The following is a 22,866-nucleotide window of genomic DNA, read 5'->3' on the forward strand; positions in this document are numbered from 1 at the left end:
GGAGGGTTAGAACCCTCCTTACCACTCACGACCGCTACATCGGGAAGGTGGCCCGGAAGGGGGCCGAGAGCGGTTCGAGGTCGGCGATGAGGCTGTCGAGCTCGGCCGGGGTGAGGGCCTCGTACGGGGCCTCGGCGAGCCGGTCGGTCAGGGCCTCGACGCGCTCCTTCGCGGCCCGGCCGTCGGCGGTCAGCCAGCCGTCGGGGCCGACCAGGCCGCGGGCGCGCAGGCCGTCGACGACCGCCGTCAGCTGGGCGGCGGGCAGGTGCCAGACCCGGCCGAACTTCTCCGCGGGCAGGTCGATCGACAGCGCGTGGAGCACGTGGGCCTCCGTCCCGCCGATGCCCTCGGCCACCAGCGCGACGATGTGACCGTCGCCGCGGTGCTCGCGCAGCAGGGTGGCCGCGTGCCACAACCGGGCCACCGGCTCCTCCGGGACCGGCAGCGCGCGCAGGGCGGAGAAGAGCGCACGTCCCTCCACCGGCGCGCTGGTCGCCGCCTTCAGCAGGAGGTCGGCGGCGCGGGCGACCCGCGGGTCGTCCGCGAGGTCACCGAGGACCCGCCGCATCCCCGCGACGCAGCCCCGCTCACGGGCCGCCAGCGCCGCCTCGGGCGTGGTCAGCTCCCAGACCCGCGGAATGTGCCGGGCCACCTCGCCGGGAGCGAAGTTGTAGAAGATCGCGTGGACCACCTCGGCCGGCACCGACCGGCCCAGCGGCGCAGCCCGCCCGGCGAAGTAGGCGTCCCACACGTTGCGCAGGCCGAGCGCCAGCAGGGCTTCGTCCGACTCGTCGGCGAAGTAGGGCACCAGGCCGATCGGCTCGACCAGGTCGTACATGCGGCGGGCGACGGCCATCTTCTTCCCCTTGGGACTCGTGGCGGCGCCCTCGTGGCGGCCGCTCACCCCCTCCACGAACGGCCGACCGCCGATCCGACACCCCCAGCAGAATCAAAACGAATCGCCATGATCTGACGACTATGTGCAATGAATCACCTGTGATTCATCTGTACGCGCAATGTTCCCCTGTTTTGCGCTCCGGAAACGACCGTTACCGTCGTCGGCATGACTTTGCGAGCCGCGACGGTGCGGCGGAAACCGGTCGCCGACCTGGTCGCCGAAGGTGATCATGGCACGTTGAAGCGGTCGCTCGGCCTCGGGCAGCTCACCATGCTCAGCATCGGGGCGACGCTGGGCAGCGGCATCTTCGTCGTGCTCGGCGAGGCCGTCCCGGTGGCCGGCCCGGCGGTGGTGCTCTCCTTCGTGCTCGCCGGCGTCACGGCGTTGTTCTCGGCACTGTCCTACGCCGAGCTCGCCGGAATGATCCCCCTGTCCGGTTCGTCCTACTCGTACACCTACGCCACGCTCGGCGAGCTCGTCGCCTGGGTCTGCGGGTGGTGCCTGGTCCTCGAATACGGCGTCTCGGTCGCCTCCGTCGCCGTCGGCTGGGGCCAGTACCTCAACGAGCTGCTCCGCCTGGCCTTCGGCTTCGCCATCCCGGACGCGCTCAGCCAGCCGCCCGGCTCCGGCGGGGTCGTCAACGTGCCCGCCATCCTCGTCGTCGTCCTCGCGATGGTCCTGCTCCTGTCCGGCGCCAAGGAGAGCGCGCGGGCCAACGCCGTCATGGTCGTGGTCAAGATCGGCACCCTGGTCCTCTTCTGCGCGATCGCCTTCAGCGCGGTGCAGGCGAAGAACTTCACGCCGTTCCTGCCGCTCGGGCTGGCCGGGCTGAGCGCCGGCGGCGCCAAGCTGTTCTTCTCCTACATCGGCTTCGACGCCGCTTCGACCGCCGGCGAGGAGGCCAAGAACCCGCAGCGCGACCTGCCGCGCGCGATCCTGCTCTCCCTCGGCATCGTGACCGTGCTGTATTGCCTGGTCGCGGTGGCCGCCGTCGGCGCCCTGCCGTGGCAGCAGTTCGACGGCCAGGAAGCCGCGCTCTCCCACGTGCTCGACGTCGTCTCGGACAACCCGTTCTGGGCCGGGCTGCTGGCCGTCGGCGCGATCGTGGCGATCTCCAGCGTCGTGCTGACCGTCCTCTACGGACAGACGCGCATCCTGTTCGCGATGTCCCGCGACGGCCTCGTCCCGCCCGCGCTGTCCAAAGTAGACGCGAAGACCGGCTCCCCGCGGATCAACACCCTCGTCGTCTCGGGGTTCGTCGCGGTCCTGGCCGCCTTCATCCCGCTCGGCAAGCTCGCCGACGCCACCAGCATCGGCACGCTGTTCGCGTTCGGCCTGGTCAACGTCGCCGTCCTGCTGCTCAGGAAGCGCCAGCCCGACCGCCCGCGGACGTTCCGCGTCCCGCTCTCGCCGGTGACGCCGATCCTGGGCGTGCTGTGCTGCGGCTACATGATGCTCAGCCTCGACGGCGCCACCTGGCTGGTCTTCGGCGCCTGGATGGTCCTGGGCCTGCTGATCTACTTCGGCTACGGGATCCGGAAGTCGAGGCTGGCATGAGGGTCGCGATCCACCAGGGCCCGCTCGCCGACCTGCCCGGAATCGACGTCGACCTGGTCGTCACCGCGGAGATGATCACCACGGGCTACCACATCGGCGCGCGCACGCACGAGCTCGCCGAACCCGCCGACGGCCCCACCGCGGCCCGGGTGTCCGCGTGGGCGCGGCGCACCGGCACCGCACTGGCCTACGGCTACCCGGAAACCGACGGCGAGCACGTCTACAACAGCGTCCAGCTGGTCGACGCGGCCGGAAACCGGCTCGCCAACTACCGCAAGACGCACCTCTTCGGCGAGCTCGACAAGGCCTGGTTCACCCCCGGCGACGACCCCGTCGTCCAGGCCGACCTCGGCGGCCTCCGGATCGGCCTGCTGATCTGCTACGACGTCGAGTTCCCGGAACTGGTCCGCGCGCACGCGCTGGCCGGCACCGAGCTCCTGGTCGTGCCGACCGCGCTGATGAGCCCGTACGAGCTGGTCGCGGACACGCTCGTGCCCGCCCGCGCCTACGAAAGCCAGCTGTTCGTCGCCTACGCGAACCGCTGTGACACCGAGCGGGAGCTGACCTACTGCGGCCGGTCCTGCGTCGTGGCCCCGACCGGCGAGGTGCTGGCCCGCGCCGGCGCCGGGCCCGAGGTCGTCACCGCCGACGTCACCCGGGACGCGCTGGCCGCGTCCCGCCTGGAGAACACCCACCTGGCCGACCGACGGCCCGAACTGTACCGAGGAACCACCGCATGACCTCCGCCGTCCCGACCGCGATCCACCACGACGAACCGGCGGGCCGCCCGATCACGATGTTCGGCCCGGACTTCCCGTTCGCCTACGACGACTACCTCGCCCACCCCGCCGGCCTGGGCACGCTGCCCGCCGAGCGGCACGGCACCGAGGTCGCCGTGATCGGGGGCGGCCTCTCCGGCGTCGTCACCGCGTACGAGCTGATGAAGCTGGGCCTGCGGCCGGTGGTGTACGAGATCGCCGAGCTCGGCGGCCGCCTGCGGACCGTGCGGTTCCCCGGCTGCCCGGACGACGTGGTCGCCGAGATGGGTGCGATGCGCTTCCCGCCCGCGTCGACCGCGCTGTTCCACTACATCGACAAGGTGGGGCTGGAGACCACGCCGTTCCCGAACCCGCTCGCGCCGGGGACGCCGAGCACCGTCGTCGACCTGAAGGGCGAGAGCCACTACGCGCGCACGCCCGAGGACCTGCCCGCCGTCTTCCGCGAGGTCGCCACGGCCTGGGACCGGACGCTGGCCGAGCACGCCTGCTTCGCCGAAATGCAGACGGCGATCCGCGACCGCGACGCGAAGACGATCAAGCGGCTGTGGAACGAGCTCGTCCCGCGGCTGGACAACCAGACGTTCTACGGCTTCCTCTGCGACTCCCCGGCGTTCGCCTCCTTCCGCCACCGCGAGATCTTCGGCCAGGTCGGCTTCGGCACCGGCGGCTGGGACACCGACTTCCCCAACTCCATCCTGGAGATCCTGCGGGTGGTCTACACCGGAGCCGACGACGAGCACCGCAGCATCGTCGGCGGCAGCAGGCAGCTCCCCCTGCGGTTGTGGGAACACGCCCCGGAAGAGACCGCTTTCTGGCCCGCCGGCACCAGCCTGAGCACGTTGCACGGCGGACGTCCGCAGCCCGGCGTCGCGCGGCTGCACCGCACGGCACCCGGCAACATCACCGTGACCGACACCGAAGGGCACATCCGGACGTTCCCGGCGGCGGTGTTCACCGCGCAGAGCTGGATGCTGCTGTCGAACATCGAGTGCGACGAAGCGCTGTTCCCGATCGACCACTGGACGGCGATCGAGCGCACGCACTACATGGCGTCGTCGAAGGTGTTCGTGCCGGTCGACCGGCCGTTCTGGCTGGACCGCGACGCGGGCACCGGCCGCGACGCGATGAGCATGACGCTCACCGACCGGATGCCCCGCGGCACGTACCTGCTCGGCGACGACCCGGACAGCCCCGCGGTGATCTGCCTGTCCTACACGTGGGCCGACGACTCGCTGAAGTGGCTGCCGCTGCCGGTCGGCGAGCGCGTCGAGGTGATGCTCCAGTCGCTGCGCGAGATCTACCCCGGTGTCGACGTCCGGCGGCACATCATCGGCGACCCGGTGACCGTGTCCTGGGAGGCCGAGCCGCACTTCATGGGCGCGTTCAAGGCGAACCTGCCCGGGCACTACCGCTACCAGCAGCGGCTGTTCACGCACTTCGTGCAGGACGAGCTGCCGGCGCGCTACCGGGGCCTGTTCCTGGCGGGCGACGACATCTCGTGGACGGCGGGCTGGGCCGAGGGCGCGGTGCAGACGGCGCTGAACGCCGTGTGGGGCGTGCTGCACCACTTCGGCGGAGTAACCGATCCGGCGAATCCGGGCCCCGGAGACGGCTTCGCGGACCTCGCGCCAATCACGCTCCCGGACTGACCGTGCCCCGATCGTGGGTGCGCGTCCGACATCGTGCGCACTACCCTGCCCGGCGCAACGGCCCGTGCGACGATGGGCGGATGAACACCGAGCCGGCGCCGAGATGGCGAAGACTGGAACCGGACGAACGGAAGGAACAGATCTACGCTTGTGCGGCGCGGCTGTTCGGTGAACGTCCCTATTCCGCAGTGTCCACTTCGGACATCGCGGCGGCGGCCGGGGTGGCGCGGGGGCTGATCAACCACTACTTCGGCACGAAACGCGAGCTGTACCTGGAAATCATCCGCCGCGCGCTGACCGTGCCGCGGCTGGCCGTCGAGATCCTCCCCGACGGGCCGCTGGAACTGCGCGCCGACGTCGCCATCGAGTGGTTCCTCGACATGGTCACCAGCCAGGAGCGGATGTGGCTGGCCGCGATCGCGCCGGAGGGCATCGGCCGCGACCTCGAGGTGGAGCGCATCCTCGAAGAGGCCGACCGCGAATCCGCCGACCGCGTGCTGGAGGCCGTCGGGCTGTCGCGGGAGAGCGAGCACGGGCCCGAGCTGAACGCGCTGGTGCGCGCGTTCGGCGGGATGGTGAAGTCGGCGGGCCGGGAGTGGCTGGTGCGCGGGTCGCTGACCCGTGACCAGGTGCACCTGCTGCTGTCGAAGTCGCTGGTGACGCTGGTCGGCGAGGTCTTCCCGGCCATCCAGGCGGCGCCGTCGCGCCCCGGGCCGCCGTCACCGCGGCAGGGCGACTCCGGGTAGACCGAAGCCCCCGGCGCCACGAGGGGGAGGAGGGCGCCAGGGGCTCCGGGTCAGTGGGCGAACCACCGACGCACGCCCACGGTACGCCGAGGCACTGTCAAGTCGCTGTCAACCTTCGGTGTCCGATTCGCGAAGTTCGTCCAGCCGGTGCGCGAGGCCGTCGAGGCACCGCCGGACCGCGTAGTCGTAGAGCTGCGCGTAGTAGCCCGAGGCGAGGTCCGGGTCGCCCATCAGGTCGTGCATCGCCGAGCCCAGCTCGGCCATCCCCGGCAGGTCGGCCCGCTCGCGGTAGGTCGCGTACTCCTCGGTGTTGTCGATCCGCAGCGCGAGCGCGCCGTCGCGGTCGTCCTCCATGGCGACGAACTGGCACGCGGTCATCAGCAGCAGGTTGTAGGCCAAGACGCTCTCGCGGCCGAACCCGGCGCCCAGCAGCACGCCGATGCCCGCGTCGATGGTGCGCGTCGCCGCTTTGACGGACGGGCCGAACAGGGCGAGCCGCCGCGCGCAGCCCGGGTAGGTCCGCAGCACCGCGCGCAGGCCGGCCAGCAGCTCGGTGAACCACTCCTGCCACGGCAGCCGATCGTCCGGCAGCTCCAGCAGCCCGACGACCCGGTCGACGACGGCGTTCACCACCGCGTCCCGGTCGCCGACGTGGTGGTAGATCACCGCCGGGTAGGCCTCGACCGAGCGGGCGAGCTCCCGCAGCGTCCAGTTGTCCAGGCCGCGCTGGGCGGTGAGGGCCGTGGCCGCGGAGACGATGCAGTCGGCCGTCAGCGCCGGCAGGCCCGCGGCGGCCCGCGAGCGGGGGCGCTGTCCGGTGCCCGAGGAAGAGGTCGGCATGGGGCGTAACGGTAACCGCACGGCCCGGCCCGGTGCCAGCTCCGCGCGGGTACGGCAGGATCGGGGTATGGCACGCGCACAGGCCAACGGTCTCGAGCTCGAGTACGACACCTTCGGCGATCCGGCGGCTCCGCCGCTGGTCCTCGTGATGGGCCTCGGCGCCCAGATGATCACCTGGGAGGACGGCTTCTGCGAGCTGCTGGCCGGCCGCGGGTTCTTCGTCGTGCGGTACGACAACCGGGACGTCGGGCTCTCGACGTGGCTCGACCACCTGCCGCCGCCGGACCTGGCCGCGCTGGCGGCCGGCGATCTGTCGAGTGCGCCGTACACGCTGTCGGACATGGCGGACGACGCTGTCGGGCTGCTCGACGCGCTGGGGATCTCCCGGGCGCACGTCGTGGGCGCGTCGATGGGCGGGATGATCGTCCAGCAGCTGGCGATCGACCACCCGGACCGGCTGCTGTCGCTCACGTCGATCATGTCGACCACCGGCGACCGGGCGGTCGGGCAGGCCGAGCCGTGGGCGCTGGCGCTGCTGACCCGGCCGCCGGCGTCGACGCGGGAGCAGGCGCTGGTGGACAGCGTCGAGGGCTACCGGAAACTCGGCTCCCCCGGCTACCCGGACGACGAGGCGTTCCTGCTGGCCAAGGCGGCGTTGCACTACGACCGCGCCCGCCACCCGGTGGGCACCCTGCGCCACGCGGCGGCGGTGGTGGCGTCGGGCGACCGCACGGCCCTTTTGCGCGAGGTGCGGCTGCCGGCGCTGATCGTCCACGGCGACGCGGACCCGCTGATCAACGTGAGCGGCGGCAAAGCGACGGCGGAGGCGATCCCGGGCGCGGAGCTGGTGGTGATCCCGGGGATGGGGCACAACCTGCCGCGGCCGGTGTGGCCGTCGCTCGTGGACACGATCGCGGACTTCGTCAAGAAAGCGTAAAGACCCGCGGTGACGGCGTAGGGAACGTGTCCTGGCTCACGCTTTCCCCCGGGCCCGTGGGCTGGGCTGGGGGCATGGGCTTCGAATTTCCGTTCGGGTGCGTGGCCGCCGTCGCCGCGGTGATCGTGGCCGACCTCGCGGGCGCAACGGGCCACCCCTGGTACTCCCTGGTCACCTCGGGCGCGGTCGTCCTGTTCGCGGCCTACCGCGCGCCCCTCCGCCCGGCGACGGGCGTGGCGGTGGTCGCCTGGGGCCTGCACACCGGCTTCGTCCTCGGCCGATTCGGCGAGCTCACCTTCGACCGGGCCTCCGGCCTCGCTGCGCTCGTCCTCGCCTCGGCCCTGGTCACCGGCCTCCTCGCCCGCGCCGCCGTGTCGACCTCCCCATCACGCGGGTCGACCCGCCAATCACGCGTGTCGGCCATTCCGGTACGCGAGTCGTCCGTGTGGGTACGCGGGTCGTCCGTCCGGGTACGCGAGTTCGCCGGCCGGGTGCTCCGGGTCCCGTGAGCCGACCCTCCAGGTATGCGGGCCGACCGCCCCGGTAGGCGCGCCGACCGCCCCGGTACGCCGGCTGATCTCCCGGGTACGGAGGTCCGCCGGGACGGGACAGTCCCGGTCGGGTGCCCTCCCGGCGCGGTGTTCGGAACGTCGGCCCGCGTACCTGCCGGGTCGGCCGGCGTGATCCGCGGGCCATCTCGCGTGATTGGGCGCGTAACTCGCGTGATTGAGCGCGTAACTCGCGTGATTGAGCGCGTACCTCGCGTGATTGGACGCGTAACTCGCGTGATTGGGGACGACACGGCGGGTTAGGGGTGGGTGGCGCGGCGGGCTGCGGAGGCGGCGATGATGCGGGGCAGGCCGGCGGGGTGGAGGGGGTCGATGCCGGTGAGGTCGCGGATGCGGCGGAGGCGGTAGTCGACCGTGTTGGGGTGGACGTGGAGCTGGGCCGCCGTGCGGCGGCGGTTGGTTTCCAACGTCAGGTACGCGTCGAGGGTCTCGACCAGCTCCGGGTGGGCGTCCAGCGGGTCGAGTGCCGCCGCGAGGCGGTCGCGGGCCGCTCCCGGGCGGGTCAGCTGGTACTCGACCAGGACGTCGTCGAGGCGGTACAGACCGGGCGGGCGGCCGAACCAGCGCAGCACGTCCAGCACCTCGCCCGTCTGCGCCGCCACCTCCCGGACCTCCGACGGCGCGGCCGTCTCCGCCGCCGCCAGCACCGTCACGCCCGCCGCGCGCCCGGCCGCGGCCACCACCGCATCCCCATCCGGGACCCGCCCGGCCACCGGGAGCAGGACGAGCCCGCCGGGGCCGTCCAGCGACGCGAGCACCCCGTCCCCGCAGGATCCCTCGAACGCCGCCAGGAACCGGCGCAGCTTCCGCCGGACGGCGATCTCGGCGTCCACCCCCGGCGCCCCCTCGTCCGCGTGCGGCCCGAGTTCGACGCTCAGCACCACGTACCGCGCCGGCAGCGTGATCCCGGCGCTGCGGGCGACGACGTCGACCGGCCCGCCGTCGACGAGCACCGACAGCAGCGTCCGGCGCGCGGTGTGCTCCTGCCCGACCTTCGTCCGCAGCTCCTCCAGGTAGCCGCGGGTCACCGCGCCGGTGACCGTGCCGACGAACGCCAGCACCCGGTCCGCCACCTCGAGCAGATCGGCGACGTCCGCGCGGCCCGACGGAGCGGAGCCGACGGCGAAGATCTCCCGCGCTCCGACGTGGTACGCGGTCAGCACGGCCTCCAGCGGGAAGCCCTCCTCCGCCCGCCGCACCGCGGACACGCCGATCTGCCGCAGCTCGGCCTCGTTGAGCTCGCGATCCTCGCGCAGGCTGCGCGCGAACGCCCGCACCGCCTGCCGGGTGATGCCCGCGATGTCGCCGGCCAGTTCCTCCACCGGCAGCCGCCGGTAGTCCGCCACCTCGGCCTGGATCCGCGCGAGCACCCGGGCGATCAGCTCGGGCTCCTCCCGGGTGAGCCGTTCGTGCACGCGCTGGCCGCCGAGGGTGAGGTCCCCGCCGCACTTGTGCTCGGTCACAACCGATCCCCCCGTTCTCTGCCCGGATTCCCAGTCAATCCGGTGACGCCCGGTGCCGATGGTGTCACGGAGACCAACAGTCGGCACAACGTCAAGGAGGACGGCGTGCGAGTGAGAACGACGGCGTTCATCGCGATCATGGTCACCGCGCTGACGGGCGCGGCGGCGGGCCCGGCGGCCGCGGCCACCGCCGGCGAGTACGTGGCTCTGGGGGATTCAGCGGCGGCCGGGCCGCTGATCCTGCCGCCCGACCTCTCCTCCCCCGGCTGCCTCCGGTCGCTGGCCGACTACCCGCACCTCGCCGCGAAGGAGCTCGGCGTGCCGCTGAAGGACGTCACCTGCTCCGGCGCGACGACGGCGGACATGACCGCCCCGCAGCAGACGTCCTCCGGCGCCGTGCCGCCGCAGCTGGACGCGTTGAGCGAGCGGACCAGCACCGTGACCGTGACGATCGGCGGCAACGACATCGGCCTGGTCGGCGCCGCGACGAGCTGCATCAACCTGCTGCCCGGGATCACCCCCGACTGCGTGGACCGCTACACCGCCGGCGGCCACGACCAGCTGGCCGAGAAGATCGCCGCGTTCGAGCCGGTGTGGGGCGCGCTGCTCGACGCGATCCACGCGAAGGCGCCGAACGCCGACGTCTTCGTCGCCGGCTACGGCACCTACCTGCCGCACAACGGCTGCTGGCCGCTCGCGCCCCTGACCCCGCGCGACGCGAACTACATCCAGGGCAGCATCGACAAGACCAACGCCGCCCTCGCCCGGCAGGCCGCCGCGCACGACGCGCGGTACGTCGACGTCCGGACCGCCTCGATCGGGCACGACGTCTGCAAGCTGCCCGGGGTGAAGTGGTTCGAGGGCGTGCTCCCGACGTCGGTCGCCGCGCCGATGCACCCGAACGCCGACGGCATGGCCGCGATCGGCCGCCTGGTCGCCGCGGCGATCAGCGGGTGAAGTCCCAGCGGGTGGCGCCGTGCGGCTCGGCGGTGGCGACACCGATGGCCCGGTCCAGCGTCAGCCGGTACAGGTGCCACGGCGCCGGCCCGGCGCTCGCCGCCATGAACGACGCCGTGAACCCGCCGTCCAGCACCGTCGCGGGCCAGCCGCCCTCGCGGTAGACGGCCGCCACCCGCTCCAGCGTCGCCGGGTCGCTGATCTGGTGGGCCTCGCCCTCCATGGTGAGGTCGAGGCCGCGCAGCCGCACCGACACGCTGCACGCCGGGTTCGCCGCCAGGTTGCGGGCCCGGCGCGTGCCCGGCCCGCTCACGAAGTAGAGGGCGTCGTCCACCCAGATGGCCCCGACGCCGGCGGCGTGCGGCCGCCCGTCGGGGCGGACGGTGCCGACGAAGAAGGTCAGGTCCTCCTTGGGGGTCTGGGTGGCGAGGAGGTCGCGCGCCCTGCTCCACGGCAGCGCCGCCGCGGACCCGGTTCCGTCGAGGTTCTTGGTTTCGTTCGCTTCGGTCATGCCTACGCGTCGAACGGGACGACGGCGGATCGACACGCGGCGAGAGTTTTTCCGCCACCGGGATCGTCGTCGCCGGTCGCGGGCACGATCGCGAGCTCGTCGACACCCGCCTCCGCGTATTCGGCGGCCTTCGCGGCGATCTCGGCGCCGGACCCGAGCAGCCCGGCCACGGCGATCGCCTCGGCGGGCACCGCGGCCAGGAGCGCCCGCGGGTGCGGCCGGGTGCGGGCGAAGTCGATCAGGTCGCCGAAGCCCGCCGCGCGGAACATGTCCGCGTAGCCCGGCGCGGCGAGGTAGCCGACCACCCCGCGGCGGAGCTGCTCCAGCTCGGCCGGGCCCGGGTCGGCCGCGGCGACCACCCACGCGGCCACCGGCGGCGGTGTGACGCCGATGCGCGAAGCGGCTTCTCGCAGGCCACGCACCAGCGTCGCCGCGGCCGCCGGGCTGACCAGGTTGATCACCATCCGGTCGGCGTGCCGGGCGGCGACGTCGAGCGCCCGCGGCCCGAACGCGGCGATCGTCACCGGCGACTTCGGCGCGGGCAGCCGCAGCCGGTACCCCTGCGAGCCGACCACCGATCCATCCACAGTGGACTTCTCGCCGCCCAGCAGCTGGCGGACCGCCACCGCGGACTCCGCCAACGCCGTGGCCGCCCGGTCCCGCGAACGTCCGTGCCAGCCGCGCACGACGACGTCACTGGACGTCCCCAACGCGACCCCGGTCGACCGGCCGGTCAGCGCCGCCACCGAGGCGACGCCCATGGCGATCGTCGCCGGGTCCCGCACGGTCACCGCCAACGGCCCGAACGTCAGCGAAATCCGCGAGGTGGCCGCGCCGATCGCCGTGCCGAGCGCGAAGGCGTCCCACGTCGCCATCTCGCCGATCCACAGCTCCGGGTAGCCCGCCTCCTCGGCCGCGCGGGCCGTTTCCAGGGCCTCCTCCGGCGGCCGGTCCTGCCAGAGCCCCAGCGACACCGAAAGCCTCATGCGGTGACCACCATCGTGACCACCGTGGTGAACGAGCCGCCGACGTTCAGCGTCAACGCCGTCCGGGCGCCCTCGACCTGCGTCTCTCCCGCGGTGCCCGACACCTGCCGGGCCGCGTCGCGCAGCATGCGGACGCCGGTCGCGCCCACCGGGTGGCCGAGGCCGATCAGGCCGCCGCCCGGGTTGATCCCGGCCGCGTCGAGACCGCCGTCCGCGACGAACCGGCCGCCGTCGCCGGGCGGTGCCGCGCCGAGATGCTCCAGCGCGACCAGGCCGGTGATGGTGAAGCAGTCGTGCAGTTCGACGACGTCGAGCGCGTCGGGGCCGGGCACGGCCGCCCGCCGGTAGGCGTCGGTGACGGCGCCGCGCAGGTGCGGGAACAGGTACTCGCCGTCGGACGCGATCTTCGGCGCCAGGCCGATGTGCGCGGTGCGGTGCCCGAAGCCCGCGATGCGCGGGAACCCGCCGCCGAGCCGTTCGGCGAACGCGGGTGAGGCCAGCAGGACCGCCGCGGCGCCGTCGGTGATCCGGCCGCAGTCCTGCTTGCGCAGGCCCCCCTCGATCACGGGGTTGAGCTCGTCGTCGGGCCCGAACGCGCCGGCCGGGAACCGCCAGTCGCGGGCCTGGGCCTGGGGGTTCAGCGCCGCCCGGTCGAAAGCATGCGAAGCGAACTGCCCGAGGTGGTCCGGGTCGAGGCCGTAACGTGCCTCATAGGCAGCGGCGACGTCGGCGAACAGCGCGGGCCACGGGAACTTCGCGGCGACAGCTTCGTGCCCGGCCCAGGCGGCGGACCCGAGGTGCTCGGCCGCGCGCTGCCCGTCGACGTTGCGCATCAGCTCGACGCCGACGACCAGCGCGACGTCGTAGCGGCCCGCTTCGAGGTCCGCGCAGGCGGCCAGGACGGCGGTGCTGCCGGACGCGCACGCGGCTTCGTGCCGGGTCGACGGCACGCCGTCCAGCTCCGGGACGGCCGCCACCAGCAGCCCGCCGAGCTGGGCCTGCCCGGTGAACAGCTCCGCCGCGAGGTTCCCGACGTGGGCGACTTCGACGTCTTCGGCCGCAACCCCGGCGTCGGCCAGCGCGGCGGGCACGACCTCGGCGAACAGCTCGAGAATCCCGCGCCCCTCCTTGGTGAAGTTGCGCGCGAAGTCGGTTTGCGCCCCACCCAGCACGAACACCGTCATGACCTCACCCCAGGCTCTCCCGCAGCTGCCGCTTCAGGATCTTCCCCACCGGGTTGCGGGGCAAGGCGTCGGCGTACTCGAGCCGTTCCGGCAGCTTGAACGCGGCGATCTTCTTCTCGCGCAGGTAGGCGACCAGCTCGTCCAGGGTCGGCTTGCGCGCCCCCGGCACGACGACCGCGCACACCCGCTCCCCCATGACGTCGTCGGGCACGCCGACCACCCCCACGTCGGCGACGTCCGGGTGCCCGGCCAGCAGGCCCTCGACCTCGGCGGGCGAGATGTTCATGCCGCCGCGGATCACGAGGTCCTTCATCCGGTCGACGTACTTCAGGAATTCGCCGCGCTCGCCGTCGATCTCGAAGACGTCGCCGGTGCGGAAGTGCCCGTCTTCGTCGAACGACGAGGTGTCCAGCGGTTCCCCCATCTCCGTGAGGTATCCGGCGAACACCGTCGGCCCGGCGATGTGCAGCTCGCCGGGGTGTCCGGGTTCGGTCACCCGCTCGCCGGTGACCGGGTCGTGCAGCCGCACCGATGTCCAGCCGGCCACCGGGGTCGACCACGAGACGTCCGAGGCGTAGTTCGGGAAGTAGGTCGCGCGCTGATCCGGATCGGGGATGTCCACCGGACCGGACAGCAGCGCGGTGCCCTCGTTCGAGCCGAAGAAGTTGATGAGGTCGATGCCGTACCGCTCGGCCCAGGTGCGCACGAGCCACGGTGACAGCGGCGCCGAACCGGAACCGATCTTGCGCAGCGCCGAAATGTCCACTCCGGACAGGATCTTTTCGTTGTGCAGCAGCATGGTCAGCAACGCCGGTGGCGCGAGCGTGTAGGTCACCCGCTCGGCCGCGAGCTGGCCCAGGAACACCGGCAGGTCGAACGGGTGGTGCGGGACGAACACGGCGCCGGTCAGCAGCCACGGCAGGAACATGCCGCCGATGCCGGCCATGTTCGTCATCGGGAACGGCGAAAGCAGGACGTCTTCGCGGGTCATCCCGGCGGCCTGGACGCAGCCGCGCGCGGTCGCGAGCCAATCGCCGTGGCAGCGCGGGACGGCCTTCGGTTCGGCTTCGGTGCCGGACGTCCAGCAGATGGTGACGCAGTCGTTCACGTCGGCTTCGGCCAGCTGCGAGTCCAAAGCGGACTTCTCCACTTCGGACAGTGGGGCTTCGGGCCAGGCCAGGGCGCCGGCCGGTTCGTCGTCCCCCGAGGCGACGACGAACCGGACCGACGGCGCCGAAGCGCCTACTAGCCCAAGGGCCGCCCCGGCGAGCTCGTGCTCGCCGTATCTGGATGCGGTCACCACCCCGACGGCACCGGTGCGCCGGCACATCGGGCCGAGTTCGTGTTCCCGGTAGGACACCGGGAACGGGGTGACGATCGCGCCGATCCGCACGATCGCGAGGAACGCCTGCACCAGGGCCGAGCAGTTCGGCAGCTGCACGGCCACGACGTCACCTGCTCGCACCCCTCCGGCGAGCAGGAACGCGGCCAGGACGTCGACGCGTTCGTCGAGCCGGCTCCAGGTCCACCGCACCGGGTCGCGTCCGACCAGTGCGGTGGTGTTCGGTGGATCGACCAGCGCGAGACCCTCCGGGTCGGCACCTACCCGCTCCTTCACGAGCCGGTCGATCGTCTCCGCACTCCACCATCCCCACGCCCGGAAGTCCCGGGCGCGACCCTCTCGATGGCATCTCATGAACGGAGGTTTTCCAGCTGGTCCGCCCGGACCCAGGTCGCGTGAAAACCGAGCGGGACACGCTGGGGGAGCAGGACCCTGGCCACGGGTCCGGCAGCGAGCTCGGCGGCGTCGAAGATGTCCAGTTCCGAGCGCCCCTCGCGCTCGTCCTGCACGAACGTCACCAGATAACCGTCCGCCGAATCGGCGGCCGCTCCTTCGCGGGGTGCGAACGGAGCCTCACTGCCCCACCGGCCGGGACCGAACCGGTATTCGGTCTTCGTGCCGGCAAGATTGTCGTGGCGCACCAGCCCGTCGAACTTCAGCGTCGACTCGGGCGAGATGTGCACCGCGTAGGAGTACCGGTTCCGCCGTCCGACGCCGCGGGCGTCGACGGTCGGGAACTCGGTGTTGTCGTCGTCGAGCGGCGCCTCGTGGCACGCGCCGGTCCGCAGGTCGAAGCGGTAGCGGTGCAGCTGGGCGTCCAGCCGCAGGTAGGACAGCATCTTGGCGAGCGGCGTGTGCGCGTCGGCCCGCGGGGCCGGCTTGCTCACGCGGCAGACGTCGAGGACGACCTCGTCGCCCTCTTCCCAGGCGTTGACGACGTGGTAGATGTAGCACGGGCTCGCTTCGAACCACCGGATCTGGCTACCGTCTCCGTAGCGTGGCAGGACGCCGAAGCGGCTCGGCATCGAGCGGTCGAAGTGCAGCTTGTGGCGGCCCTGCTTCGCCGCCGCGAGGTCCTGCACCAGCGGCAGGTCCATCAGCACCGCGTAGCGCTCGGTGATGGCCATGTCGTGCGGCAGGCGCGGGCCGGGCAGCTCGACGTCGGTGGTCCTGACGACCCGGCCGTCCGCGCTGATCACGCCGTAGCGCAGGTACGGCGGGCGCGGGCCGTAGTCGAACCAGAACAGCTCGCCGGTGGCCTCGTCGACCTTGGGGTGGGCCATCATGTCGCCGGCCAGCGTGCCGAGGAAGTCGTCGGCACCGAGGGTCTCCAGCGAGAGCGGGTCGACCGCGTAGGGCGAGCCGCACAGGTACCAGGTGGCGAGGATCCGGCCGCGGTGGAAGACGACGTCGGTGTTGGCGTTGTCCTTGAGGCCCAGGCCGTGGCTATTGCCGAAGGGGTTGCCCTGCGGGTTCTCCATGACGCCGGTCCAGAGCGCCTTGCCGGCCGCGGACTCGGCTTCGAAGGCCTTCGTGCGGACCCAGCGGTTGCGGTAGCGGGCCTTGCCGTTCTCCAGGTGGACGGCGTGGATCATGCCGTCGCCGTCGAACCAGTGGTAGCGGCCTTCCGGGGCGAACCGCGGGTTCGGGCCGTTGCGCAGGTAGACGCCGTTCAGGTCCTTCGGGATTTCGCCGATGACCTGCAGGTCATCGGCGTCGATCTCGGTGCCGACCGGGGCGTAGACGCCGAGCAGGTAGGGGTTCGCCTCGTCCGCGTCCGCCGTCCGGGCCACCATCAGCGGCTGTTCGGAGGTGCTGGTCATCGGCTGCTCCCTGGCTGCGCGGGGTGATGGCAACGAGACTATGATTTGTGTACCCAGCTGTCAATAGGCTTCTTTTGGTGTAGTCAGGTGCTACCCTTCGGAGGCGATGTAACGAGGGGGACGAAGTGGTGGAGGCGACTGCACAGCGCGTACGGCCGGCGGGAGATCCGCTCCGCCGGGCGCTCGAGCTGGTCGGCGACCAGTGGACGCTGCTGATCCTGCAGAGCCTGTTCCTGCGCTTCCGGCGGTACGAGGAGCTGCGCCTCCGCCTGGGCATTTCCCCGACGGCGCTGTCCGGACGCCTGCGGGACATGGTGGACGCGGGCATGCTGACCCGCGTGCCGTACCGGGACGCCCGCCGCACGCGGCACGAGTACCGGCTCACCGAGCGCGGCCTGGAGCTGTGGCCGCTGCTGATCTCGATCTGGGCATGGGAGCGCGAGTGGGTCGAAGGGCGCCGTGAGGTGCTGCCGACGCTGATCCACCTCGACTGTGAGCTGGCTACATCAGCGCCCCTGGGCTGCGCCGCCTGCGGCCGCCGGGTCGACGCGCGCGACGTCCGCGCGGAACGGCTGGACAGCACCGGTGTCGCCGCCGCGACGGCGTCCAAGCGCTTCCGCCGCAAGGACGCGGACTCGCTGGCCGGCGACCCGCTGATGTTCTTCCCGGACACGATGGAGCTGCTGGGCGACCGCTGGTCGACCGGGCTGCTGGTGTCGGCGCTGCTCGGCTGCCGGCACTTCTCGGAGTTCGAGCGCGAGCTCGGCATCGGGCCGAGCGTGCTGTCGGCCCGGCTGAGCAAGCTGGTCGAGGTCGGCGTCCTGCGCACCGGAGCGGCGGCCACCCGCACGGACGCGCGCGACTACCGCCTGACGGCGAAGGGCCTGGCGTTCTTCCCGGCGCTGGCGTTCATCGCGGAGTGGTCGCGCGGGTTCGAGGTGACGGGCCAGGAGCCGGACATCACGCTGCACCACGTCGAATGCGGCGAGCGCCTGCGCCCGATGCTGCTGTGCGACCACTGCGGCCGCCCGCTGACCCGCAAGTCGGTGCAGTTCGGCGGCGTGCCGTCGCCCAAACGCTGAAGGGTGACGGAAATCGGCTCGCCAAGCGGTGGGAGTGGTGCCAGGCTGGAGCGGTCACACGTCGTCGTTTTCGGAGGTAAGCATGAGTGAACCGGACCCGTCGCCCAGCGGCGAGGAGGACGACGTCAAGCGCAAGTTCCGCGAGGCCCTGGAGCGCAAGCAGGCGCACGCCCGAGCGGGCGCGGCCCACGAGAACGGCGGCGGCAAGAACCAGCACGCCCACGGCCCGGCGGCGAACAAGCGCCAGTTCCGCCGCAAGAGCGGCTGAGCTTCCGGGACTGACGGCAAGCTTCCGAAGGCCACCACGAACGCGGGTTCGTGGTGGCCTTCGGCGTACCCGCGCACGGCGGGCGTCCTAGGGTGGGCCGGGTGCGGTGGGACGAGGCGTGGCGAGTCGTCCGGCACGCCGGTTACGCCGGGGTCCGGCCCGACGTCCGGGCGCGGTCGGCCGGGCTGGCCCGGCTGCGGGCCGTCGCCGTGGTGGGCATCGGCCTCTGGGGCGGGTTCCTGGCGAGCCAGACGACGCCGGGGGGAACGGCCGCCCCGCTCGCCTTCGGGCTGGTGGCGGCGACGGTGGTGCCCGCGCTCGTCGCCGTCCGTTCGCCGTTGTGGGCGTGGCGGCTCCTCCTCGTCCTGATCCTGGCCACCCCGGTGGCGTACCCGGCGTTGCCGCGCCTGTGGGGCTGGCCGTGGTCACCGGGCCTGGCGCTGACGGCCGCGCTGGTCTGGTTCCTGGTCGCGGCAGCCCACGCGCAGGCCGTCCTGGTCGTGGTCGGCGTGGTGTCGGCCGCCGCGATGGCCGTCTGGGCCGGCGACTGGCGGGACCTGGCGTTGCTGGTGGCCTTGATGACCGCGCTGCTGCTCGGCGGCAACGCGGTGCGGCAGCGGCGGGTCGCCGAACGGGAAAGCGCCGAGCAGCAGCGGCGGCGGGCGGCGGAGGAGACGAGGACCGCCGTCCTCGAGGAACGCGCGCGCATCGCCCGGGAGCTGCACGACGTGGTCGCCCACCACATGTCCGTGCTCGCGCTGCGCGCCGATTCCGCGCGCTACCGCTTCCCCGGCCTGCCGGACGACCTGCGCACCGAGTTCGCCGAGCTGACCGGGACCGCGCGGGAAGGCATGGTCGAGATGCGCCGGCTGCTCGGCGTGCTGCGGACCGAGAGCACCGCCGGGCCGGTGGCGCCGCAGCCCGGTGTCAGCCGGGTCACCGAGCTGGTGGAGCGGGTGCGTGCGCTCGGGACCGCCTGCACCGTGCGGGTGCACGGTGACTTCGACGCGCTCCCGGCGGGCGTCGCGTTGTCCGCCTACCGGATCGTGCAGGAGGCGCTGAGCAACGCGGTCCGGCACGCGCCGGGGGCGGCGATCGAGCTGGACCTGCGGGTCGGCGCCGGTTCCGTGCACGCGGTGGTGCGCAACGCCCCGGGTGGTCCCGCCCGGGCGGCGGGGACCAGCGGGCACGGGCTGCTCGGCATGCGGGAGCGGACCGCGATGCTCGGTGGCACGCTGGTGGCCGGACCCACCGCCGACGGCGGGTTCGAGGTCGTCGCGGACCTGCCCCTGGACCACGAGGAGGACGTGTGATTTCCGTGCTCGTCGCCGACGACCAGACCATGGTCCGGCAGAGTTTCCGCGCCGTTCTCGACGCCCAGGACGACATCCGGGTGGCGGGCGAGGCCGCGGACGGCGTCGAAGCCGTGGCGCGCTGCGCGGAACTCTCCCCGGACGTCGTGCTGATGGACGTCCGGATGCCCGGCATGGACGGGCTGGAAGCGGCCCGCCGCATCCTCGGTTCGAGCGGTGACGTCCGCGTGCTGATGCTGACGACCTTCGACATCGACGAGTACGTCTACGGTGCGCTTCGCGCGGGCGCCAGCGGGTTCTTGCTCAAGGACGCGCCGCTGGACGACCTGGTCGTCGCGGTGCGGGTGGTCGCGGCGGGCAATGCCCTGTTCGCGCCTTCGGTCACGCGCAGGCTCATCGGCGAGTTCGCTGTCCGCGGCCGGTCCGCCGAGACCGGCTCCCCGGGCAGCTCCGGGATCGCGGGCCTGACCGAGCGGGAGACCGAAGTACTCCGCCTGGTCGCGAAAGGACTGTCCAACACGGAGATCGCCGACGCGCTGGTGATCGCCGAGCAAACCGCTAAATCCCATGTCAGCCGGGTGTTCGGCAAGCTCGGCGCGCGCGACCGGGCGCAGGCGGTCGTGGCCGCCTACGAAGCGGGCATCGTGGTGCCCGGCCGGTAGTACCGGGGTAGCACCCGGGCCCGGCGGCCCTACCCGGGTACCACCGGAAGACGGCACCCCGGCACGACGACCGGGCGCGCGGCATCGATCATCGTGGCGCCATGGGGATCGAGCGGCGTACAGCGATCGTGGCGTTGACGGTGACGGCGGCCTTCGCGCTCGTCGCGGTGCTGTGGTGGGTGCTCGGCCGCCCGCTCGGCGTGGACTCCGCGGTGTACCGCGCCGGCGGGATCGCCGTGCTGCGCGGCGAACCCCTCTACGGGCACCTGTCGGCGCTGCCCGGCTGGGCGCCCGAGCTGCCGTTCACCTACCCGCCGTTCGCGGCACTGCTCTTCACGCCGTTCGCGGCGCTGCCCGCGCAGTGGTGCTGGGGCCTGGTCGCGATGACCGCGGCACCCGCACTGGTGCTGGCGCTGCGCCCGTACGCACCGGGGGCGGCGGCACCGGCGGCCGCGTTCGCCCTCCAGCCGGTGTGGCAGACCGTCGGGCTGGGCCAGCTCAACCTGGTGCTGATGGCGCTCGTGGTCACCGATGTGCGGCGCCGGCGTGGCTCGGCGGGCGGTGTCCTCATCGGCCTCGCGGCCGCCGTCAAGCTGGTCCCGCTGATCTTCGTCGGGCACCTGCTGCTGACCGGCCGCCGGGCGGACGCGCTCCGCGCTCTCGGCACCTTCGGCGGGGCCACCGCGCTCGGCGCCGTGCTACTGCCCGGCGATTCGGCACGGTACTGGACGTCCGCCCTCTTCAACGACCACTTCGCGCAGATGAAGGGCTGGGTGGGCAACCAGTCGTGGGCCGGGTTCGCGGCGCGGACGCTCCCCGGGCAGGCGTGGCCACTCGCGGTCGCGGTCCTGCTCGTGGTGGGTGCGGCGATCGTCGTCCGATGGCGGCACCGGGCGGGCGACGACGGCGGGGCGTTGCTGGTCACCGCCGGGTGCGGACTGCTGGTGAGCCCGATTTCCTGGACGCACCACTGGGTGTGGATCGCGCCCGCGCTCGGGTACCTGCTCGCCGCCGGCCGGCGGCGGTCCGCGCTGCTCGTCGCGGTGGTGTTCACCGGCTGGACGGTGGCGGTGGTGCCCGGCGGCCAAGGCCGGGAACGGGCCTGGACCACCGGGCAGGCGATCATCGGCAACGCCTACCTCCTGATCGCCGTCGTCGCGGGCGTGGCGCTCGTCGTGACGGCCCTCCGCCGCCGATCGGCCCGGGCTACGGTGTGAACTCGCCGAGGTGGTCCAGGACCACGAACTCGCTGCGCGGGCTCGCCGCCGCCACCGCCGTTCGCAGTGCTTCCAGGCCTCCGGCGTCCTTCACCTGCCCCAGCGGCAGGTCGAAGTCGTCCCAGTGCGTTGCCGCAACCCAGCGTGGATGGCCCACCGTCCGCAGCAGCCTCGGGACGTACTCCCGGACCTTCGCCCCGCCCGGCGGCACCAGCACGACGTCCGGGCGCAGCCCCGCCAGCTCGGACTCGACGTAGTTCGAACCGCCGAGGTCCAGCACGCTCGACCCGCCGCCGGACACCAGGTACGCCAGCGTGCCGCCCTCCAGCAGATCGGAGATCACCCGCGGCCGATCACGGCGGGACAGCGGCCGCGTGCCCGGGAACGCCACCTGCGCCCGGGGTCCCGTCGCCGAATGCAGCGACCGCAGCACCCGGATCGAGTACCCGTCGAACGTCAGGTCTTCGCCGCCGGTCGCGATCGACAGCTGGTCCTCCGGGGCGCCCAACGCGGCCATGAGACTCAAATGCGTCTCGGTGCCGATGACCGTCGCTCCCGTGCGTTTCGCCAGGTACGGGACGTCGGTCAGGTGGTCGTAGTGGCCGTGCGTCACCAGGATGTGGTCCGCGTGGAGGAAGCCGCGGTCGAGGTAGCCGTCGATCAGCGCGCGGTTCACCGAGAGCGGCGTGCGCGGGTCCGCGCCCGCCGGGGTGTACGTGCCCGTCTTGAACCGGGTCGGCCACGGGTCGATGAGGACCGTCTTGGGTCCGACGCGGATCTCCCAGCCGTTGTTCCCCCACCAGCGCAGGGTCAGGCCGGAAGCCGCGCGGGCCGTGGCCGGGGTGCCCGCCAGGATCGCGGCCGCCGCCGCACCCGCGCCGAACAGCCCGCGCCTGCTCAATCCCTTGTCCATACCGGACACCCGACCACGACCGGGACCGTGCTGTCCAAGATCACGACACCGCCCTGTCGATACGCGAACGGCTATCGTCGCAGCGTGGACCACCTTCGCTCGCTGCGGTACTTCCTCGTCGTCGCCGAAGAACTCCACTTCGGACGGGCTGCCGAACGGCTCGGGATAGCGCAACCGCCGTTGAGCCAGCGCATCCGGCGGCTCGAAGCCGAGCTGGGCGCAAGGCTGTTCGAACGCGGCCGCCGCGTCACCCTCACCGAGGCCGGCGAGGTGCTGCGTACCGAAGCCCGGGACCTGCTCTCCCGGTGGGATCGCCTGACGGCGCTCGTCGCGAAGGCCGAACGCGGGGAGCTGGACAGCCTGCGGGCGGGCGTCCCCCCGGACCTGCCCGGCCGGGTGCTGGCCGCGATCCTGACGAAGTTCGGCGAGCAGTATCCGGCCGTCCGGCTGGACCTGCAGGAACTGACCACCGCCGAACAGGCCCGGCTGCTCGCCGACCGCGCCCTCGACGCCGGCCTCCTGCAATTGCCGGTGGACGCGGCCGGGCTCGACCTCGGCCCGGTCGTCGACACCCCGCTGGGCGTCCTGCTCCCCCGCGACTCGCCACTCGCCCGCCGCACCCGGCTCGCCCTCGCCGACCTGGCCGGGGAAGGCCTGGTCCACGCCCCGCGCGCGGCCGCCCCGGGGAGCTACGACCTGCTGCTGCGCACGTGCTGGGACCACGGCTTCCGCCCGGCCGCGATCCGGCACGCCCGCAACCCCGAATTCGTGCTCGGCCTGGTCCTGGCCGGCCACGGCGTGGCCTTCGAACCCGGCGCCCGCAAGGAGCCGCGCGTGGTGTGGCGGCCGCTCGAAGGCGAGGTGCTGCGGACGCGAATGGCCTTCGCCTGGCCCTCGACCACCCCGCACCCCCAGGCGGCGAAGCTGGCCGAGGTCGCTGCCGAGGTCCTCCGCCGCGACGGCGTCTCACGGCTGGTGCCGGAGCCGCAGGCCGCCCGGCCGTGGGATGTGTTCTACGAACGCAGCTGATCGACCGCGGCCCGGGTTCCACGGCCACGCCTGCCATTATGCCGCCATGGCGAGCTCCCTATCGCGAGAACGACGAATCATCACGTCGAGACCCATCAACGTTCCCAAAGCCGGTTTGCGACGCATGAAGACCACTACCCG

General features: G+C 72.7%; 22 protein-coding genes. 13 read left to right on the forward strand and 9 right to left on the reverse strand.

Features of this window, described 5'->3' with window-relative positions; all coding sequences use genetic code 11:
- Nucleotides 1-34: 34 nt before the first annotated feature.
- Nucleotides 35-856: an SCO6745 family protein gene (locus ACWEVN_RS17890; RefSeq protein WP_452051953.1), complete on the reverse strand. Its 822-nt coding sequence runs from the start codon at nucleotides 854-856 to the stop codon at nucleotides 35-37.
- A gap of 207 nt (nucleotides 857-1,063) precedes the next feature.
- On the opposite strand from ACWEVN_RS17890, the gene ACWEVN_RS17895 reads away from it, so the two are divergent.
- The 4 genes from ACWEVN_RS17895 to ACWEVN_RS17910 all read left to right on the forward strand — a co-directional run bounded on the left by ACWEVN_RS17895 (nucleotide 1,064) and on the right by ACWEVN_RS17910 (nucleotide 5,629).
- Nucleotides 1,064-2,455: an amino acid permease gene (locus ACWEVN_RS17895; protein WP_452051954.1), complete on the forward strand. Its 1,392-nt coding sequence runs from the start codon at nucleotides 1,064-1,066 to the stop codon at nucleotides 2,453-2,455.
- Nucleotides 2,452-3,195, forward strand: a complete 744-nt coding sequence (locus ACWEVN_RS17900) for a carbon-nitrogen hydrolase family protein (RefSeq protein ID WP_452051955.1) — start codon at nucleotides 2,452-2,454, stop codon at nucleotides 3,193-3,195. Before ACWEVN_RS17895 ends, ACWEVN_RS17900 begins: the two co-directional genes overlap by 4 nt.
- A complete protein-coding gene (locus tag ACWEVN_RS17905; RefSeq protein ID WP_449686061.1) occupies nucleotides 3,192-4,883 on the forward strand; it encodes a flavin monoamine oxidase family protein in 1,692 nt (563 codons plus the stop codon). Before ACWEVN_RS17900 ends, ACWEVN_RS17905 begins: the two co-directional genes overlap by 4 nt.
- A gap of 80 nt (nucleotides 4,884-4,963) precedes the next feature.
- On the forward strand, nucleotides 4,964-5,629 hold the full coding sequence (locus tag ACWEVN_RS17910) for a TetR/AcrR family transcriptional regulator (RefSeq protein WP_310971317.1): 666 nt from the start codon (nucleotides 4,964-4,966) through the stop codon (nucleotides 5,627-5,629).
- Between the two features lie 108 nt (nucleotides 5,630-5,737).
- On the opposite strand, the gene ACWEVN_RS17915 is transcribed toward ACWEVN_RS17910, so the two are convergent.
- The gene (locus ACWEVN_RS17915; RefSeq protein ID WP_452051956.1) at nucleotides 5,738-6,469 is read right to left on the reverse strand and encodes a TetR/AcrR family transcriptional regulator; all 732 of its coding nucleotides are present in this window, start codon (nucleotides 6,467-6,469) and stop codon (nucleotides 5,738-5,740) included.
- 67 nt (nucleotides 6,470-6,536) lie between these two features.
- Here ACWEVN_RS17915 and ACWEVN_RS17920 point away from each other — a divergent pair, with 67 nt between their 5' ends.
- Nucleotides 6,537-7,406, forward strand: coding sequence for an alpha/beta fold hydrolase (locus ACWEVN_RS17920; RefSeq protein ID WP_452051957.1), 870 nt, complete (start codon nucleotides 6,537-6,539; stop codon nucleotides 7,404-7,406).
- Between the two features lie 74 nt (nucleotides 7,407-7,480).
- Nucleotides 7,481-7,915 carry a hypothetical protein gene (locus tag ACWEVN_RS17925; RefSeq protein WP_452051958.1) on the forward strand — a complete coding sequence of 145 codons (435 nt, stop codon included), beginning with the start codon at nucleotides 7,481-7,483 and terminating at the stop codon, nucleotides 7,913-7,915.
- 299 nt (nucleotides 7,916-8,214) lie between these two features.
- Here ACWEVN_RS17925 and ACWEVN_RS17930 read toward each other — a convergent pair whose 3' ends face one another.
- On the reverse strand, nucleotides 8,215-9,438 hold the full coding sequence (locus ACWEVN_RS17930) for a PucR family transcriptional regulator (protein ID WP_449686066.1): 1,224 nt from the start codon (nucleotides 9,436-9,438) through the stop codon (nucleotides 8,215-8,217).
- Nucleotides 9,439-9,549: 111 nt separating this feature from the next.
- On the opposite strand from ACWEVN_RS17930, the gene ACWEVN_RS17935 reads away from it, so the two are divergent.
- Nucleotides 9,550-10,395 (forward strand): SGNH/GDSL hydrolase family protein, encoded by an 846-nt coding sequence (locus tag ACWEVN_RS17935; RefSeq protein ID WP_452051980.1) that lies wholly within the window; start codon nucleotides 9,550-9,552, stop codon nucleotides 10,393-10,395.
- Here ACWEVN_RS17935 and ACWEVN_RS17940 read toward each other — a convergent pair.
- The 5 genes from ACWEVN_RS17940 to ACWEVN_RS17960 are packed head-to-tail and all read right to left on the reverse strand — an operon-like array spanning nucleotide 10,385 to nucleotide 16,241.
- The gene (locus ACWEVN_RS17940; RefSeq protein WP_452051959.1) at nucleotides 10,385-10,906 is read right to left on the reverse strand and encodes a pyridoxamine 5'-phosphate oxidase family protein; all 522 of its coding nucleotides are present in this window, start codon (nucleotides 10,904-10,906) and stop codon (nucleotides 10,385-10,387) included. The two genes, ACWEVN_RS17935 and ACWEVN_RS17940, sit on opposite strands and share 11 nt — an antisense overlap.
- 2 nt (nucleotides 10,907-10,908) lie before the next feature.
- Nucleotides 10,909-11,892 carry an LLM class F420-dependent oxidoreductase gene (locus tag ACWEVN_RS17945; protein ID WP_452051960.1) on the reverse strand — a complete coding sequence of 328 codons (984 nt, stop codon included), beginning with the start codon at nucleotides 11,890-11,892 and terminating at the stop codon, nucleotides 10,909-10,911.
- Nucleotides 11,889-13,076: an acetyl-CoA acetyltransferase gene (locus ACWEVN_RS17950; RefSeq protein WP_452051961.1), complete on the reverse strand. Its 1,188-nt coding sequence runs from the start codon at nucleotides 13,074-13,076 to the stop codon at nucleotides 11,889-11,891. Before ACWEVN_RS17950 ends, ACWEVN_RS17945 begins: the two co-directional genes overlap by 4 nt.
- A 4-nt stretch (nucleotides 13,077-13,080) precedes the next feature.
- Nucleotides 13,081-14,772 (reverse strand): class I adenylate-forming enzyme family protein, encoded by a 1,692-nt coding sequence (locus ACWEVN_RS17955; protein ID WP_449686070.1) that lies wholly within the window; start codon nucleotides 14,770-14,772, stop codon nucleotides 13,081-13,083.
- A complete protein-coding gene (locus ACWEVN_RS17960; RefSeq protein ID WP_452051962.1) occupies nucleotides 14,769-16,241 on the reverse strand; it encodes a carotenoid oxygenase family protein in 1,473 nt (490 codons plus the stop codon). Before ACWEVN_RS17960 ends, ACWEVN_RS17955 begins: the two co-directional genes overlap by 4 nt.
- Before the next feature lie 125 nt (nucleotides 16,242-16,366).
- Between ACWEVN_RS17960 and ACWEVN_RS17965 the strand changes: the two genes are divergently transcribed.
- The 5 genes from ACWEVN_RS17965 to ACWEVN_RS17985 all read left to right on the forward strand — a co-directional run bounded on the left by ACWEVN_RS17965 (nucleotide 16,367) and on the right by ACWEVN_RS17985 (nucleotide 20,783).
- Nucleotides 16,367-17,323, forward strand: a complete 957-nt coding sequence (locus ACWEVN_RS17965) for a winged helix-turn-helix transcriptional regulator (protein ID WP_449686072.1) — start codon at nucleotides 16,367-16,369, stop codon at nucleotides 17,321-17,323.
- 82 nt (nucleotides 17,324-17,405) lie between these two features.
- Nucleotides 17,406-17,591 carry a DUF5302 domain-containing protein gene (locus tag ACWEVN_RS17970; protein ID WP_310971306.1) on the forward strand — a complete coding sequence of 62 codons (186 nt, stop codon included), beginning with the start codon at nucleotides 17,406-17,408 and terminating at the stop codon, nucleotides 17,589-17,591.
- A gap of 101 nt (nucleotides 17,592-17,692) precedes the next feature.
- Nucleotides 17,693-18,904 (forward strand): sensor histidine kinase, encoded by a 1,212-nt coding sequence (locus ACWEVN_RS17975; RefSeq protein ID WP_452051963.1) that lies wholly within the window; start codon nucleotides 17,693-17,695, stop codon nucleotides 18,902-18,904.
- Nucleotides 18,901-19,566 carry a response regulator gene (locus ACWEVN_RS17980; protein ID WP_452051964.1) on the forward strand — a complete coding sequence of 222 codons (666 nt, stop codon included), beginning with the start codon at nucleotides 18,901-18,903 and terminating at the stop codon, nucleotides 19,564-19,566. Before ACWEVN_RS17975 ends, ACWEVN_RS17980 begins: the two co-directional genes overlap by 4 nt.
- A gap of 101 nt (nucleotides 19,567-19,667) precedes the next feature.
- Nucleotides 19,668-20,783, forward strand: a complete 1,116-nt coding sequence (locus tag ACWEVN_RS17985; RefSeq protein ID WP_452051965.1) for a glycosyltransferase 87 family protein — start codon at nucleotides 19,668-19,670, stop codon at nucleotides 20,781-20,783.
- Here the strand turns inward: ACWEVN_RS17985 and ACWEVN_RS17990 are convergent.
- Entirely contained in the window at nucleotides 20,773-21,696 is a 924-nt protein-coding gene (locus ACWEVN_RS17990; RefSeq protein WP_452051966.1) for an MBL fold metallo-hydrolase, read from the reverse strand. The two genes, ACWEVN_RS17985 and ACWEVN_RS17990, sit on opposite strands and share 11 nt — an antisense overlap.
- 84 nt (nucleotides 21,697-21,780) lie before the next feature.
- Here ACWEVN_RS17990 and ACWEVN_RS17995 point away from each other — a divergent pair, with 84 nt between their 5' ends.
- Nucleotides 21,781-22,725, forward strand: a complete 945-nt coding sequence (locus ACWEVN_RS17995; RefSeq protein ID WP_452051967.1) for a LysR substrate-binding domain-containing protein — start codon at nucleotides 21,781-21,783, stop codon at nucleotides 22,723-22,725.
- The last annotated feature ends 141 nt before the right edge of the window (nucleotides 22,726-22,866 follow it).

It is taken from the genome of Amycolatopsis sp. NPDC003861, assembly GCF_053605405.1.

Bases quoted from the DNA above. Each gene is read 5' to 3' on its own strand.
- ACWEVN_RS17890 (WP_452051953.1), bottom strand. From the start codon at position 856: ATGGCCGTCGCCCGCCGCATGTACGACCTGGTCGAGCCGATCGGCCTG.
- ACWEVN_RS17895 (WP_452051954.1), top strand. From the start codon at position 1,064: ATGACTTTGCGAGCCGCGACGGTGCGGCGGAAACCGGTCGCCGACCTG.
- ACWEVN_RS17900 (WP_452051955.1), top strand. From the start codon at position 2,452: ATGAGGGTCGCGATCCACCAGGGCCCGCTCGCCGACCTGCCCGGAATC.
- ACWEVN_RS17905 (WP_449686061.1), top strand. From the start codon at position 3,192: ATGACCTCCGCCGTCCCGACCGCGATCCACCACGACGAACCGGCGGGC.
- ACWEVN_RS17910 (WP_310971317.1), top strand. From the start codon at position 4,964: ATGAACACCGAGCCGGCGCCGAGATGGCGAAGACTGGAACCGGACGAA.
- ACWEVN_RS17915 (WP_452051956.1), bottom strand. From the start codon at position 6,469: ATGCCGACCTCTTCCTCGGGCACCGGACAGCGCCCCCGCTCGCGGGCC.
- ACWEVN_RS17920 (WP_452051957.1), top strand. From the start codon at position 6,537: ATGGCACGCGCACAGGCCAACGGTCTCGAGCTCGAGTACGACACCTTC.
- ACWEVN_RS17925 (WP_452051958.1), top strand. From the start codon at position 7,481: ATGGGCTTCGAATTTCCGTTCGGGTGCGTGGCCGCCGTCGCCGCGGTG.
- ACWEVN_RS17940 (WP_452051959.1), bottom strand. From the start codon at position 10,906: ATGACCGAAGCGAACGAAACCAAGAACCTCGACGGAACCGGGTCCGCG.
- ACWEVN_RS17945 (WP_452051960.1), bottom strand. From the start codon at position 11,892: ATGAGGCTTTCGGTGTCGCTGGGGCTCTGGCAGGACCGGCCGCCGGAG.
- ACWEVN_RS17950 (WP_452051961.1), bottom strand. From the start codon at position 13,076: ATGACGGTGTTCGTGCTGGGTGGGGCGCAAACCGACTTCGCGCGCAAC.
- ACWEVN_RS17955 (WP_449686070.1), bottom strand. From the start codon at position 14,772: ATGAGATGCCATCGAGAGGGTCGCGCCCGGGACTTCCGGGCGTGGGGA.
- ACWEVN_RS17960 (WP_452051962.1), bottom strand. From the start codon at position 16,241: ATGACCAGCACCTCCGAACAGCCGCTGATGGTGGCCCGGACGGCGGAC.
- ACWEVN_RS17970 (WP_310971306.1), top strand. From the start codon at position 17,406: ATGAGTGAACCGGACCCGTCGCCCAGCGGCGAGGAGGACGACGTCAAG.
- ACWEVN_RS17985 (WP_452051965.1), top strand. From the start codon at position 19,668: ATGGGGATCGAGCGGCGTACAGCGATCGTGGCGTTGACGGTGACGGCG.
- ACWEVN_RS17990 (WP_452051966.1), bottom strand. From the start codon at position 21,696: ATGGACAAGGGATTGAGCAGGCGCGGGCTGTTCGGCGCGGGTGCGGCG.